This window comes from Paenibacillus sp. CFBP 13594, from assembly GCF_014842675.1.
In the GTDB taxonomy this organism is placed as follows: domain Bacteria; phylum Bacillota; class Bacilli; order Paenibacillales; family Paenibacillaceae; genus Paenibacillus; species Paenibacillus amylolyticus_B.
The window spans coordinates 387,009-402,990 of sequence record NZ_JACYVQ010000001.1 but is presented as its reverse complement, the minus strand read 5'-3'; the positions used below and the strand labels follow the sequence as shown (position 1 = coordinate 402,990).

The window sequence follows — 15,982 nt, the reverse complement described above, 5'->3', positions numbered from 1 at the left end:
GTTACCTAGGAAAGCCAAAATACACACTGGAAGGAGTTTCTCATGTACAAAGTTACTCGATTTATAGTTGACCCCGATGATCCAATCCAAAACTCTGGCATGTGGATTGGTGGAGAAATGGCATACGTTGCAGACTGGCCTCTCAACCCTGAGGGGCAGCCTTTATTACATCTGTTCTCCATCAATTGCAATACACTTTCACAGCAGGTCCATATCCCTTCTTTACCACAAGATAAATATATCTCGGTCTTCTCAACCTACTCCGCCTCCGAATACTTTCTGGATCAGGTAACCTATACGGGAGATGAGCTGGAATGGAACGAGAATATTCTCGCCGGATGCACTTATGTCTCGGTAACTTCGCATCCACTCACTTCCGTATGTCCCGTTCCACCCATTCCGTTAAGCCGCGTACGTTTGATTGAAATGGAGTTAGACGATCAGGAATTCCCTGCATTCTCATTTTTCTCTCCCAATTTACCAAACGGTGTGAAAGGAATTGACCATCTGCTAGAGGAACATCAACTGGTGTGTCAAATATATTCCGGAGATTTTCCTGAGCCTTATCGGGATATATTGGGTCTTCCCGATGCAAACGGTTATTTATTTTTGCGAAGTGGTCCGGCGTCTGTTCACGCACCATTCGATGGAATTTTCTTTGTACAGACTGCTTAATAGCGATACGTGGAAGTCAGGTATCATCATATAAAACGGCTAATCAGAACGTTTCCCGTCTACTCAGACAGGGAACGTTTTTTTATATATGCACGTTTTACTATTCTCGATCAATACAGATGCCAAACCCTGTTAAAAGGTCATATGGATTGGATCATATGTATCCTTTCGACACGAAATCGTTTTAGAAAAAAATATAACACAAAAAATATTTCCAACCTTCAAAACTTAACATTATTTTACAATAAAAAGCATGTACATTTGGGCATTTATGGTATAAGTTATATATGAAATAAACATTAATTACATAATATAAAATTTTTATCCAACTAGGAGGTGGGCTTTTGAAAAGAATATTCGCTCTAAGCTGTGGTTTTTATCTGTTAATCGGCATAACCAGCGTTGTGCTCGGTGCACTTCTCCCTGTTTTATTGTCACATTATGAACGCGGTTACAGTGATGGCGGATTTTTGTTGTTTCTGCAGTTTCTTGGATTTCTTGTCGGTGTAATTGTAGCTCCTGCCCTGACAGCCCGTATCGGAAGAAAAGCTATGCTGACCCTTGCCCTGATCTGTATTGTAGCCGCTTATACATTACTCGGTTTTTTACCATCCTGGTCTGTAGTTCTTCTTCTCACGATTATCGTAGGTTTCGGTTCAGGTATCATCGAACCCTCTGTAGGTGCATTCACAATCGAATTCACTGAGAATCAAAAGGCGGTCGCCATGTCCAAGCTGGATGTCTTCTTTGCTCTTGGAGCACTTCTCATCCCGGCTGTTGCTGCTTTATTCATCTGGATGGATCTGTGGCATCTTACTTTTTATACGGTGGCCGTGTTGTCACTGGTTCTCATGCTGCTGTGGATCACTATGCCCCGGCCAGCCGCACTTTATCTGGAACAGGCTGGCGAGAATACAGTGACACATGCAGCAGGTAAAGCCCAATATTCGAGAAAACATCTGGGTCTGCTGACGATCTTTGTCATCTTCTTTTTCATCTACATGGGATTGGAATTGGGATTGATGAACTTCCTGCCCTCCATACTCGTAGAACGACTGCAACTTCAGGAATCTGTCGCATCGCTAAGTGTCTCCATCCTGTGGATTGCGATGATCATCGGTCGTCTTTTCTCCGGAAAAATAGCCGAATCGGTCAACTATATGCCTTTCCTGATCTGGAGTACGGTTGGCACGCTTTTGTTTACGGTCGCTATGGTATTTGTAACTGGACAGTGGGCAACGTATGTGCTCATCTTCGGAACCGGTCTGTTCATGTCAGGGCTGTTCTGTATCGCACTGGTCTACGCAAATGTTCTGATTCCCGGTATGACCGAGCGGACAACCAGTATCCTGATCGCATCGGGTGGTATTGGAGGTGCCATCTTGCAGTATGTGACTGGATGGAGTATGAGTACAGGACCTGTCGTGAATACAATCTGGATTTTGGCTGGATTCTGTCTGATCCTGCTGCTCACATTGATGGTCTCTCATCTATGGACTGTAAAAAATAATGCAGTACGTGCTGCTCTCGCACAACATAGCAAGGAAATGTAAACATCCTTTCTTAAGGGAGGTGATGCCCGCATCATCCGGGATTGTTGAGCTTCGTTCGAGCTAGTACACCATTATATTGGAGGAAATCGTATGCAAACTTTAACCAACAACCGCTTCATAGCCGGAAAAGGGATTAAGTTGATTGACGATTCAGGTGTTGAATACCTGGATGGCGTGTCGGGCACGTTCAATCTGTCACTGGGCTATAATCACCCACATGTTGTCAGCAAAATTCAGGAACAAGTCGGCAATCTGACGCATATGTCTTCCTCCTTCACCGAACCGTACGTAAATGAAGTACTTGATCACTTAATCGAATATGCTCCAAACGACATTAATGCCGGATGGATGCGGGATATCACTGGTTCAACTGCCAACGAATGTGCAACCAAAATTGCACAGAAGTATACCGAATCGACAGACATCATCAGCCTGTATCTGTCCCATCATGGGCAGACCCAATTTGCCACCGGGATTTCGGGGAATGCCTTCCGGCGGAAACGCTTCCCCAATTCGGCTGTGGCTAACGCTGTCCATGTACCTGCCCCATACTGTTATCGTTGCCCATTCAAATCCTCAAATGGAGACTGCGGCTATCAATGTGTTGAAGCTATATCTGATGCGATAGAATATGCAAGTTCCGGCTCAGTCGCCTGTATGATTATTGAACCCATTCTCGGGAATGGCGGCAATATCATCCCTCCCGCCGGATATTTCAAACGACTGCGTAAACTGTGTGATGAGTACAATATTATTCTCATTGCTGACGAAGTACAGACAGGAATCGGTCGTACCGGAACCATGTTTGCCAGCGAACTGTTTGATATCCAGCCTGATATGATTACCCTTGCCAAAGGTCTTGGCGGAATTGGCGTACCTGTTGCTGCTGTATTAATGCAATCCCGATTGAATGTGCTCGAAAAGCATGAACACTCCTTCACCTCAGGAAGCAATCTGATCTCCGTAACCGCTGCCAAATCTACCCTGGAGGTGGTATCTGAACCTGGATTTCTCGATGCCGTGAAACGCAAAGGTGAAATTCTGGGTGAATTGCTGCATGAATTGGCTATGAAATACCCAAGTATCGGGGAAGCTCGTGGTGTCGGGTTAATGTGGGGGTTGGAGATTGTAGGTGACGGTAATGAGCCGGATATGCTAAAAACCAATGCCATTGTTGACCGCGCTTTTACAGATGAGCATCTAATCTTGAGAAGTTCAAGATATGGATTTGGCAACGTTGTTAAGGTCCGGCCTTCCCTTACCACAACCGAAGACGAACTGGTTGAGATTGTGGAGCGGCTGGATTCTGTGCTTGCCAGCGTTCATTAAAACATTTCAATGCAACTGTTCGAAGTGGTCGTTTCGGTTACGAATCGTTCTTATGATCGCTGTTATCCCCGGATTTTTTTGATTCCCCTTTTCCCAAGGGGAAAATCCGTTGATAGCGTATGCTTCCGAAGCAGCTTTCTTTCAGAAAGCTTTGAGGCGAACGCTCTGCTTCTCCAGAATCGATTTCGTCCCCTTCACTACTTTTGTAGCTTGTCAGAAACTGCTTTAAGATGAATCGCTATATTTATATTTTATATAATTACAAGGAGGTTATATCATGCTTGCATTGGTATACAAATCGGCATGGGATGTTGCACTTGAGGAACGACCTGTCCCGGAAATTACAAGAGATAATCAGGTGTTGGTTCGTATTCGTGCGACAGGTGTATGCGGTACCGATCTCGGTATTGTTAGCGGCAAATATCACGCGGTCCCTTCGGTCATTCTCGGCCATGAGTCTGCTGGCGAAGTCATTGATGTTGGCTCTGCGGTAACGACATTGCAACCGGGCGACCGGGTTGTGATCGACCCAACCTACTATTGCGGACAATGTGACATGTGCAGAACAGGCAGACAAAATCATTGTACACATAAGTCTGTAACGGAGACAGGTGTAAGTGCTGACGGGACATTTACAGATTATTATGTGACCGAAGATCGCTTTTTGTACAAATTAAAGGATCATGTGAGCTATGAGGAAGCGACATTGACTGAACCGCTCAGTTGTATGCTGACGGGGATCAATCAGATCCATCTACTGCCGAATTTCAGAACGATCATCCTCGGCGCAGGCCCGATTGGCATTCTGTACAGCTACGCGCTCGCTTCCAAAGGTGTTACTGGCTGTCTGGTCGACATCTCGGAGGAACGCTTAGCGATTGCCGGCTCCATTGCACCAGATCGTTGGCAGGTTCATTCTTCCTTCGAAAATGCAATAGAATCGCTTTCACCCGCAACCCATCAGGTCGATATGATTGTGGATACAACAGGTGTTGTAGGTACACAAGTACTCTCCCAGCTCGCCAGTGGCGGTTATCTGATGCTGGTAGGTCTGAGAGATGGAAATACGTCCTTTAATCCAAAAGAAGTCGTGGACCGCAGTCTGAAAATTATTGGCTCCATCGATTCTCTGGGCACATTCGCAACAGCACATTATATGATTGAGCAAGAGATCATTCCGGCGAAAAAAATCATCACCCACTCCTTTCCGTTAGAGGATTACGAAGAGGCATTCCGCACACTTGGCTGCGATATTCAGGGACGTACACTTCAAGCCTCTTCACATGCCATTAAAGTTGTGCTGCAATCCAGCGGTTCCAGTTTCTAAAGTCGAAAGCTCACCATGAATGGATTAGATTAGAGACATAGGTATACACAATCCTTGAGGAGGAATACAACATGGTAGCAAACCAAGAGTTTGGCGGACTGGGAGCGGCCGATGATGACATCATTCAAGCAGTCATTTTTGATATGGATGGTGTACTGATTGACAGCGAACCGATATATTTCGAGATTGAGCGCAGCTCTTTTGCCCATTTTGGCGCAGTGATGACCGAAGAAGAACACCATACTTATGTTGGAGTTACGCTGGAGTCCATGTGGCAGCAAGTATTGGACAAACATCAACTGACAGGTACGTTAGATGAAGTATTGGCTTATCATCAGCATAATGTGATGCAAACCATGCTGGCTCATTCCAACTTGACGGCAATGCCTTCCGTGGAACGCTGGTTAAGCTGGCTGCACGAACAACACATTCCCATAGCCGTTGCTTCTTCCTCTCCACGTGCACTGATTGATTTGATCATGAACAAGACTGGACTTGGGCGATACTTTGAGGTACGAATGACCGGAGAGGAAGTCGAGAACGGCAAGCCGGCACCGGATATTTTCCTGACCACAGCTGAAATGATTGGCGCATCCCCGTCCAATTGTCTGGTGATTGAGGACTCTCGTAATGGTGTTCAGGCGGCCAAAAGTGCAGGCATGCGCTGCATCGGTTATCACAATCCGGGATCAGGCAACCAAGACTTATCCAAAGCCGATCTTCAGATTTCCAGTTACGATGAGTTATGGACCTTGAAGGATACGTTGTCCTTTGAAGGCAGATTGCCAAGCCTGGCGAAGCTACGCTAGCCGAAGTAAGTCTGGAAGTAAACGCCTAAACATATCTATGGAAAAAACAACCCGACCCGCTTCCATTCTTTCGAATTGGAGCGGGTCGGGTTTTGCTTGCTGCAATGGGTGTTACATTAAAACACATGCTGTAATATCAACTAAACCGAAAGATCGAGACTTCCACCCAGATTGGGATGAGGAGCAGGCACAGACTTCAACATTTCCGTCATCTGCTGGCCTTGCTGCTGTGCCATGTCTTTTGTAATTGACATCACTTGCAAGCTTGCCGACTGTACGACTGAAGCTTGGCTCATTGCCATTGATAATGCTGCAATATCCATGATCTTCACTCCTTTCAATTCGGGTCACTTAGGTGTACTTATTATATATCGGTTAGCATGGAGTATTTGTTAAAAAATAACCCCAATGTCTTCGATTCGTTGGAAACGAAGACATTGGGGTTTACGAATGCTCTAATAACTGGACGATGTAATCAATCCAAGTTCGTTTATTTTAACTTCGGGGTTACTTGTCACTTGTTGAATCATGGAAATATAGTGTTTTTGAATCTGTTCAACGGTTGATAGGTCATACACTTTGGCATTGTACATCAATATGACCTTCATGTTCTCATGGGGCTTGATGATCAAAGTAAAATCAAAACTATTGTGTTCTGTCCCCCCAACATTCGTAATCTCCAGTGGTACTTCACCTTTTTTGCCCAAATCCTCCATCTGATCATTCACCGGGAAATTCTGATACACCACAACATGGTTAATCAGAGATTGTTTCTGCTCGGTCAGATTTTGAATATCATACAACGAAAACGTATCATATGCATGTGAATCCACAGCCTGTCCTTGGGTCCTCTTCATTAGGGATGTGAATGATTCATCGCCCTGAGCCTGGATACGAACAGGAATCGCATTAATAAATAATCCAATCATGCTCTCGATCCCAGGAATAACAGGAGGTCTGCCTGACACAACACTTCCGAATACAACATCGTTGCTTTCATTGTATTGCTGCAACAATACACCCCAGGCAGTCTGCACTAATGTATGGAGCGTTACATGCTGCTGTTCCGCAATCTGTTTCATTTGTTCGATTAGTACATCATCCAAATAACAGTTCAGTGTTCTGGAATCCTGTCTTTCATGTTTTGGTTTGATTTTTTCTCCAGGCAGTTTCGTTTGCCCCTCATAACCATCCAAGTAATGACTCCAATAGGTTATTGCTCCTTGATGATTTTGCTGTTCCAACCATTCAATGAATTGACTATAAGGTGTCAATAGCGTCACTTGAGGCTTTCTATTCTCCCGAATCGCAAAGTAATTCTCAAATATTTCTTTGCTTACCAGAGACATACACCAGCCGTCCATCAAAATATGATGAAAACTCCATATGACGCGGTATTCCTCATGCTTTGTTCGTAAAACAGACATACGTATTAGCGAATCTCGTTGTAAGTCAAATCCTCTGGCCTTGTCTTGCTCGATATACTCGTCAACATACGTTTTACGTTGCAGCTCACTTGTGCCAGCTACATCTTCATAGTGAAATTCAAATTTCTTCTCTTGATACACGATTTGAAGAGGGAGGTCCGCGAAATCACTGTAAAAATTAGTTCTTAATATCGCATGCCTTTGCATTAATTGATCCAAGCTTCGCGCAAAAGAAGTCACATCCAAATCTCCACGCATGTCAAACATGATTTGTACAAAGTAAGCGCCGGAAATTGGATTCCGTTCACTTTCGTACAACATTTCCTTCTGTAATGGTGTAAGTGGATACACATTTTCGATTCGACCGATGTGCCCGGTTTGTTCCACGATTTGATCCAATTGATCAATGGTTAATGACTTGCATGAAATATCACTTGGCGTAAGCGCGGTTTGTTCCTTCGTTACACAATGTTCAACGACTCTATTAAGACCTTCTTTATAGAGATAGGCCAATTGCTCCATCGTTTCCCGGCGATATTGTTTTGAACTATAGTTAATGGACAGCGACAACCGACCCTCTGTAACAATGCCATTGATATTCAGCACAAAAGGTCTCTTGTTGTTTTCACTTACGGATGGTCCGCTGGAATAAGGCGAGAATTTAATGCCATCTTGGCCCGAATCCTGATTCACCTGTCCCATATAGTTGAAACTAATTTCGGGATTTTTCTCTAACTTGAATCCTTCATTTCCATGTGACAAATACCTCGAAATCCCGTAACCAATGCCCTTGGTTGGAATCTGGCGCAGTCCTTCCTTGACGGTCTTAATCTTCCTTGATAAGTCAGCCCCGGACTCCATCGTAATCATAACGGGGTACATGCTCGTAAACCATCCTACTGTACGCGTAATGTCCAGCTCTGGCAGGATGTCTTCTCTACCATGCCCTTCCAGATTTACGAGGATTTCTCCCACGCCTGTCCAATCATGAACAGCCATTCCCAATGCCGTCAGCAATAGATCATTAATTTCCGTATGATACGCATGATGTGTTTGCTTTAATAATTGCTCGGTTTCCGCTGCTGTCCAATGAATAGTGATCGTTTCACTATCTTTGCCAATCGTCTCAGTACGAGCCATATCTTTAGGCAACGGGCTTAGCTGGGCATGCTCCACATTTCTCCAATACTGATTCTCTTGCTTCATCACTGCGCTATCTGCAAACGCAGACAATTGTTCTGCCCATTGTTTAAACGAGATCGTTTTTTGAGGAAGCCGGATTTCTTGACCTCTCAAGAACTGATCTTGCCCTGTCTGAATATCTTCATATAAAATACGCCATGATACCCCGTCTACCAATAAATGATGGATGGCAATAAGCAGGTGATCCCCTTCAGTACATTGGAACAACCCAAGTTTGATCAAAGGTCCGTGAGACAGATCCATACCACTCTGAATTTCTTTTGCTTTATTTTCAATGAATGATGCAGGATCAACCTCATTCTTCAGGTCAATGATCTCCAGACTGTATAATCCTTCTTCGTCTGCCCCTCGATTCCACGCTTCATATCCGCCTTCAGGCGCTTGTCGATAAAGGATACGGAGAGCATCATGCTGTTTAACGATCTTATTCATGATGCTGTGAATAAAGCGAACATCAAACCCTTTTTCACGAAAGAACATCATTTCCTGATTGTAATGATGTGCGTCCACCATATTTTGATCAAAAAACCAGCGCTGAACAGGTGTCAGCTTCACTTGTCCCGTAACTTCCCCTTGGTCAGAAATAGTGCTCACAGATGTAACGTGTTCACTCAACTCTGCTACTGTTGGATAGGTGAAGAAATGCTTCATTTCCACTTTATACCCTGCTTGGAGCAGTCGTGAGGAAACTTGAATACATTTAATCGAATCGCCCCCGAGTTCAAAGAAATGATCAGATGTGCTAACCTTTTGAACACCAAGCACAGCTTCCCAGGCAGCGACGATCGCTTGTTCTACAGCGTTTTGTGGCGCCATATACTCGGTACCTTTTTGCATACGTTCTTGTGGAGATGGCAATGCCTTTCGGTCAACCTTCCCATTGGAAGTTAACGGTATATGCTCTAAGTGAACAAAATAAGACGGGATCATATAATCCGGAATTTCATCTGCTAACACCATTCTGATTTTCTTCGCTGTCAGTGAGCTGTCGCCTTTCCAGTACGCACACAACTGCTTCGAACCATCCTCATGCTCACGGGCAATAACGACCGCTTCCTGAATGGAATCTATTTGCAAAAGCGCAGTCTCCACTTCGCCAAGCTCAATTCGGTAACCGCGAATTTTCACTTGATGATCGATTCGTCCCAGATATTCAATATTTCCATCCGGCAGCCATCTTGCGGCATCTCCAGTGCGATACATTTTCCCATCTGTAATCCAGGGATGATCAACAAATTTCTCTGCGGTTAAATCAGGTCGGTTCAGATAACCTCTGGCAAGGCCCTCACCAGCTACAACTAATTCTCCCTGAACACCGATTGGTTGAAGGCGTTGATGTTGATCCAAAATATAGGTCTGCAACGTCGGGATTGGTTTGCCAATATTGCTCTTTCCAGCATGTATTTCAATGTCGGTTATTTCCTTATACGTTACATGAACCGTTGTTTCGGTTATCCCATACATATTAATTAACTGGATAAATGGATATTTCAGCTTCCAGTCCTTCAATAACAAGGGATTGAGGGCTTCTCCTCCAAAAATCACTTTTCTTAATTCCAAATCTGCTTCATGATCTGACAGTTCTTCCTGAAGAAGATGATAGAAATACGTTGGCGTTTGATTCAAAATCGTCACTTGCTTGTCTTTTAACAATTGTAGAAATTGTTCCGGACTTTTGGCCGTCATTTGAGGTACGATAACCAGTTTTCCTCCATAGAGTAATGCCCCGTACATTTCCCATACCGAAAAATCAAAACAAAAAGAATGGAATAATGTCCATGTATCTGATGCGTTAAAATCAAACAAATTCTTACTATTGAACAACAATCGCACCACATTTTTATGTTCAATACATGTCCCTTTTGGTTTACCTGTCGTTCCTGAGGTATAAATTACATATGCCAGGCCTGTTGGTACAGCAGTCATTCCCAAGTTGGAATGATCTTCATGATAGGACTCAGGTAGATCCATGCAAACGACCTCTCCTGCAAAAGAGATGCGTTCTTGCAAATGACTTTGCATTAATAATACATGTACACCCGAATCCTGTAGCATGTAGTTTATACGATCCTCTGGATATTCAGGATCAATCGGCACGTATGCGCCCCCCGCTTTCAAAATCGCAAGGATTCCTACAACCATGTCTAGCGAACGATCAGCGATGATCCCGGTTAACTGATCATTTTGAATGCCTTTAGCCTTCAGCATTCTTGCCAATTGGTTGGCTTTCTCGTTCAGCGCTTGATAGGTCAAATGTTGATCCTCGAATACAACCGCAACGTGTTCAGGAGTTCTTGCCGCTTGATCCTCAAACAGTCCATGAATTGTCTTGTCCATTGGGTATTCAGCCATAGAATCATTAAACTGCTCCAAAATTTGTTTTTTCTCCTGTGTTGTAGTCAAGTCAATGTCATGGATAGGGATAAGCGGATTGTTGACCACTTGCTCCAACATCTGAATCAAGTGACCTTGAATGCGTTCTACGCTTGCCCGATCATAGACGTTAGCATTGTAATAGAACATGAATTTCATGGATTGGCCTGGTTTAATAATCAGGTTAAAATCATAGTTCGTTTGTTCATCTGCTTCTACATTCGTAATCCGAAGGGCTGTCTCTTCCTGATCCCCAAACTGTTCCATAATGCCCTGTACAGGATAATTCTCAAATATCAGGATGTGATCAATCAAATTTTGCTTTTGCGATGTTTCCGCTTGAATCTCGTATAGCGGATACGTGTCATGTGGATGCGAAGCGACAGCATATTCCTGATTCCGCTTCATAATCGCTGCAAATGTCTCGTTACCTTGAGTCTGAATACGTACAGGAATGGTATTGATGAATAAACCAATGATTCGCTCCACTCCAACAATCGCCGCAGGTCTGCCCGACACCACGCTTCCGAATACAACATCCTCACTGCCGTTATAGATCTGTAGTAACATTCCCCAGGCTGTCTGCATGAACGTATTCAGCGTCACCTGATTCTGACTGGCCACTTGTGCGATCTGTCCGGTTAATTCCTGACTAAGTGTACAAATCATATGCTCTGAATGATATTCATTACTCTTCGTAATGGAATGTTCTTTTGGCAAAGTAGTCTGCTCATCATAACCTTGCAAATAGTCACGCCAGTATTTCAGGGACTCTTCATGATCTTGGTTGTCCAGCCATTCAATATAGTGTTTGTATGGAATTGTACTCTTTGCCTCCAGTTTTCGTTGTTCCTGAATAGCAAAGTATCCATCAAACAACTCTTGGATTACAAGAGATAGGCACCAGCCATCCATCAAAATATGATGATAATTCCAAATGAAACGATAGGTTTGGTCCTGCGTTTGCAAGATCGAAATACGCATTAACACATCCTGAGACAGGTCGAAACCTTTTATTTTATCTGCTCTTGTATATTCTGCCACGTATGCTTCACGATCTTTTTCATTCATCTCACGCAAATCTTCGTATACTAGCCCATTCCGTTTATGACGGTATACCACTTGCAGGGGGCCATTCTTCCATTTGCTATGAAAATTTGTTCTGAGAATGGAATTACGCTGCATCAACTGATCCAGACTCTTCGTAAAAGCTTCCACGTCTAACGAGCCATGAAGATCGAGCGTCGTTTGAAGGAAATACGCTTCCGATTTTGAATGAAGCAAATGATGAAAGAACATGCCATTTTGCATCGGTGACAAAGCATATATATCTTCGATTTCACCAATATGCTCAGATTCTTGAACAAATCCTTCTAATTCTTCAATCGTAATTCCTTTTAACGTTAGATCACTTGGTGTACATTCCGGCCTCTCTTTTGTCACACAATGTTTCACGATTTCTTGCAGATGATCTCTAAAATATGTTGCCACTCGCTCCATCGTTTCTTTTTGATATTGTGTGCGACTATACCGAAGGGACAACGTCAATTTGCCTTCCACAATTAAAGCATTCATATCGATAAGAACATTTCTTCTGTGATTGTCGCTTGCTGTTATTCCGCCTGGATAGGGAGAGATCTGCATCCCACTATTCTGAAGATCCTGATCAAATTGTCCCAGATAGTTAAAACTAATTTCAGGATTCAAGGTATATGGAGTTTCTTGCTGATGTGCACTTAAATATCTTAAAATACCATAACCAATCCCTTTTTTAGGGATTTGACGAATCATTTCTTTGTTTGTTTTGATGAGAAAAGACATATTAGAACTTGCTTCCATATCAAGTACAACCGGATACTGGCTCGTAAACCATCCAATCGTTCGTGTAATATCGAGATCCGGTAAAATTTGTTCTCTTCCATGTCCCTCCAGATTGACCAGCACTTTATCCATGCCCGTCCATTGGTGAATAGACATGCCTAATGCATGGAGCAGCAAATCGCTAATCTCCGTTTTATAAGCACGATTCGCTTGTTTTAATAATTGTTCCGTTTCTGCCGCTGACCATTCCATCGTGATCTCTTCACTGTCTTTTTCCAGTGCATGATCCGCTTCAAAATCTGTAGGTAACGGCTTATAGGTTACTTTTTCAATTTCGTTCCAATATGCAATTTCTTGCGTTATCGCATCACTGTTCGCATACAACTGGAGCTGTTCTGCCCATAATTGGAATGAAGCCGTTTTTTGCGGTAGTTGAATGGGTTGTCCATCACTTAATTGTTCATAGCCCCTCGATAGGTCTTCGATCAAAATTCGCCATGAAACCCCGTCGATGACTAGATGGTGAATAACGATGAGTAAATGGTCTCCGTCTGCACATTGAAATACGCCCAGCTTCATCAAAGGTCCACGTTCCAAAGTGAACATGCTTTGCATTTCATTTGCCTTCTTCTCGATTTCTTGAGACGGATCTTCCAATGACTGGAAGTCCATCACTTCAAGTGTATATAAGGGGTCCTTTTCCTGCCCTTCATTCCACGCCTCATAACCCTGTTCTGTAAGGCGATATGCCGTACGAAGTGCATCATGATGCTCACTCAGTTTATCGAATACACGGCGAAGTGTGGCTTCGTGAAAACCTTCTTTCCGATACAGCATCACGGACTGATTATAATGATGGGCGTCCACCTTGTATTGCTCAAAAAACCAATGCTGGATTGGAGTCAGCATTACTTTACCAGTGATGATTCCCTGTTCTGACAGGGTACTTATGGGTTGAACATAGGGAATCAAGCTTGCTATGGTTGGATTTTTAAACAGATGATCCATCTGCACCTGGTAACCTGCTTGATATAATCTTGAAGAAACCTGAATGGATTTAATCGAATCTCCTCCAAGCTCGAAGAAATTATCCAAAATCCCAATGTTCTCTACCCCAAGTACCTCTTCCCAGATCGATACAAGTTGTTGTTCCACCATCGTTCGGGGTGCTTCGTACTCCTTTCCCTTTAACATATGTTCTTTGGGAGCAGGCAGCGCTTTGCGATCTATTTTCCCGTTAGACGTGAGCGGCATCTGATCCAGCTGTATAAAATAGGACGGAATCATGTAGTTTGGCAGCTGCTGGGACAGCGCCTCCCGCAGTTCCCCGATCGTGATTGCATCCTCTCCTACCAGGTATGCACATAATTGTTTGGTTCCCGTTTCATCTTCTCTGGCTATGACGATGGCCTCTTTTATCTGGGTACTATTTAGAAGAGCCGTCTCCACTTCACCAAGTTCAATCCGGTGTCCACGAATTTTCTCTTGATGATCTACCCTTCCTATATACTCTATGTTCCCATCGGGCAGCCATCTTGCGAAGTCACCTGTCTTGTACATTTTTGTTCCCGAAACAAATGGATCATCCACGAATTTCTCCGCCGTCAGTTCTGGACGGTTCAAGTAACCTCTGGATAGCCCTGCTCCGGCTACACATAACTCTCCCTGAACTCCAATAGGCTGCAATTCATTCCGTTCTCCTAAAATGTAGACTCTATTGTTCGCAATAGGCTTCCCGATTGAGATATTTTGATCTGCCGACTTGATCGACAGAACTGTGGATACAACACTGTTTTCGGTGGGCCCGTACTCATTACACACTTCGATACGTGGATTGATGCGCTGCAATTTGTGTATTAAGGCAGGAACAATCTTCTCACCCGCAGCCACCACATTTTTCATGGATACCCAATCTTCCGAGCTTACTTGTTCCAAAAGGGTCATCAAGAAACTGGGTGGACTTTGGATGTGCGTGATTTGCTGTTTTTTGACCATCGTATTGATGGCTATAGCATCTTTGCACTGTTGCTGGTTTAACAAATACACGGTCGAGCCAGATATCATCGGACCAAAGAAATGAGTAATAAATGAATCAAAAACGAAAGGATTCAGCATTAATACCCGATCATCTCCGGTAAAATGATAAAAATCCGATTTCCATTGCAGGGAGTTCACAATGCTGGCATGTTCAATCATCACGCCTTTGGGATGACCTGTTGTTCCAGACGTGTAGATCATGTATGCCAAATCACTGGAGATCGCTCCATCTACCAAATTTAAATGATGATCATGGTGATTTATTTCAAAATCCAGAATGACACATGTCCCTGCAAAATGTTCAGGTTTCTGTATATGACTTTGATGCAGCAACCAAGCCACTTTTGAATCCTCAAGGATATAGTGAATACGGTCTGCCGGATATTCCGGATCGATTGGGACATATGCCCCGCCAGCTTTTAAAATACCGAATAAACCTATGATCATCTCAAGTGAGCGCTCTGCCATAATGCCAACGAACTGACCCGCCTGCACCCCCTTAGCTTGAAGCAATCGGGCCAATTGGTTGGATTTTTGATTTAACTCTCTGTACGTTAACTGTCTATTCTCAAATACGACTGCCGGATGGTCCGGTGTTCGTTCCACCTGTTCTTCAAATAATTGATGAATCGTCTTGTTCTGTGGATACTCAACCCTTGTATCGTTAAAGTCATATAACAGCTTGTTTCGATGAAACTCTGATAACATATCAACTTGACATAGCTCCAGATCAGGTTGGTTTAGAACTACGGAAAATAATTGGTCAAGATGTTCAACAATTTGTACCATATAATCCCGATCATAACGATCATCATCATAAACTAATCTTAACTGAATGGAGTCGTTCTCCAGATCAAAGTGGAACATTGTCGTCGCTTTTACGTGATTTTCATCAAGGGCAGGATGAATTTCATTCAACGAAACCAAGGTGTGAATTAGAGGTACATGGTTCGAATCATACTGAACATTTAAACGTTCAACCATTTTTCTGAAAGGGATTCGTTGATGCTGAATGGCTTCCGTTAAACTGATCTTCACTTGATTAAATAAGGATTTGAATGACATTACATGATTGATATTATTTTTTAAGACAAGAACCTTATTCGAGAGCGATAGATCATTGTTCTTTTCTTCCATCGTTGGTATGCCAATAATCATCTTGGTTTCATTCGTGTATTTATATAACAGGCACTGAACTCCGGTTAATAATATCGTGTAAATGGCCATAGGAGCATTTCGCGACATGGACTTGATTTTATGTGAAACATCGGCTGACAAAGACTTATATATATCATTCTGGTGCTGCGTATCGTCTGGGTGTTTGGAGGTTGTCTTGCAATAAGGCAAATGAACAAGATGATCCTCATCTTCAAATCGGCTTGCCCAATACGATTCCTGTTTCTTAAAAATAGACATACGGCACCCCGA

Annotated in this window: 7 protein-coding genes; 5 read left to right on the top strand and 2 right to left on the bottom strand. The window is 43.3% G+C overall.

Going from position 1 to position 15,982, the window contains the following annotated elements:
• Positions 1-42 precede the first annotated feature (42 nt).
• The 5 genes from IFU39_RS01960 (at position 43) to IFU39_RS01940 (ending at position 5,693) form a co-directional block, all read left to right on the top strand.
• A complete protein-coding gene (locus IFU39_RS01960; RefSeq protein ID WP_091011919.1) occupies positions 43-675 on the top strand; it encodes a DUF1963 domain-containing protein in 633 nt (210 codons plus the stop codon).
• 344 nt (positions 676-1,019) lie between these two features.
• Positions 1,020-2,228: an MFS transporter gene (locus IFU39_RS01955; RefSeq protein WP_091020557.1), complete on the top strand. Its 1,209-nt coding sequence runs from the start codon at positions 1,020-1,022 to the stop codon at positions 2,226-2,228.
• A 90-nt stretch (positions 2,229-2,318) separates the two neighbouring features.
• Positions 2,319-3,557 (top strand): aspartate aminotransferase family protein, encoded by a 1,239-nt coding sequence (locus tag IFU39_RS01950; protein ID WP_091020559.1) that lies wholly within the window; start codon positions 2,319-2,321, stop codon positions 3,555-3,557.
• A 277-nt stretch (positions 3,558-3,834) separates the two neighbouring features.
• Positions 3,835-4,884, top strand: coding sequence for a zinc-dependent alcohol dehydrogenase (locus IFU39_RS01945; protein ID WP_105599261.1), 1,050 nt, complete (start codon positions 3,835-3,837; stop codon positions 4,882-4,884).
• Positions 4,885-4,955: 71 nt separating this feature from the next.
• A complete protein-coding gene (locus IFU39_RS01940) occupies positions 4,956-5,693 on the top strand; it encodes an HAD family hydrolase (RefSeq protein WP_105599262.1) in 738 nt (245 codons plus the stop codon).
• A 140-nt stretch (positions 5,694-5,833) separates the two neighbouring features.
• Here the strand turns inward: IFU39_RS01940 and IFU39_RS01935 are convergent, their stop codons facing one another.
• Both IFU39_RS01935 and IFU39_RS01930 read right to left on the bottom strand, forming a co-directional pair.
• Complete coding sequence (locus IFU39_RS01935; protein ID WP_105599263.1) at positions 5,834-6,016, bottom strand: YjfB family protein; 183 nt, start codon at positions 6,014-6,016, stop codon at positions 5,834-5,836.
• Positions 6,017-6,148: 132 nt separating this feature from the next.
• Complete coding sequence (locus tag IFU39_RS01930) at positions 6,149-15,970, bottom strand: non-ribosomal peptide synthetase (RefSeq protein WP_192131065.1); 9,822 nt, start codon at positions 15,968-15,970, stop codon at positions 6,149-6,151.
• Positions 15,971-15,982 lie beyond the last annotated feature (12 nt).

Bases quoted from the DNA above. Each gene is read 5' to 3' on its own strand.
- IFU39_RS01960 (WP_091011919.1), top strand. From the start codon at position 43: ATGTACAAAGTTACTCGATTTATAGTTGACCCCGATGATCCAATCCAA.
- IFU39_RS01950 (WP_091020559.1), top strand. From the start codon at position 2,319: ATGCAAACTTTAACCAACAACCGCTTCATAGCCGGAAAAGGGATTAAG.
- IFU39_RS01945 (WP_105599261.1), top strand. From the start codon at position 3,835: ATGCTTGCATTGGTATACAAATCGGCATGGGATGTTGCACTTGAGGAA.
- IFU39_RS01940 (WP_105599262.1), top strand. From the start codon at position 4,956: ATGGTAGCAAACCAAGAGTTTGGCGGACTGGGAGCGGCCGATGATGAC.
- IFU39_RS01935 (WP_105599263.1), bottom strand. From the start codon at position 6,016: ATGGATATTGCAGCATTATCAATGGCAATGAGCCAAGCTTCAGTCGTA.
- IFU39_RS01930 (WP_192131065.1), bottom strand. From the start codon at position 15,970: ATGTCTATTTTTAAGAAACAGGAATCGTATTGGGCAAGCCGATTTGAA.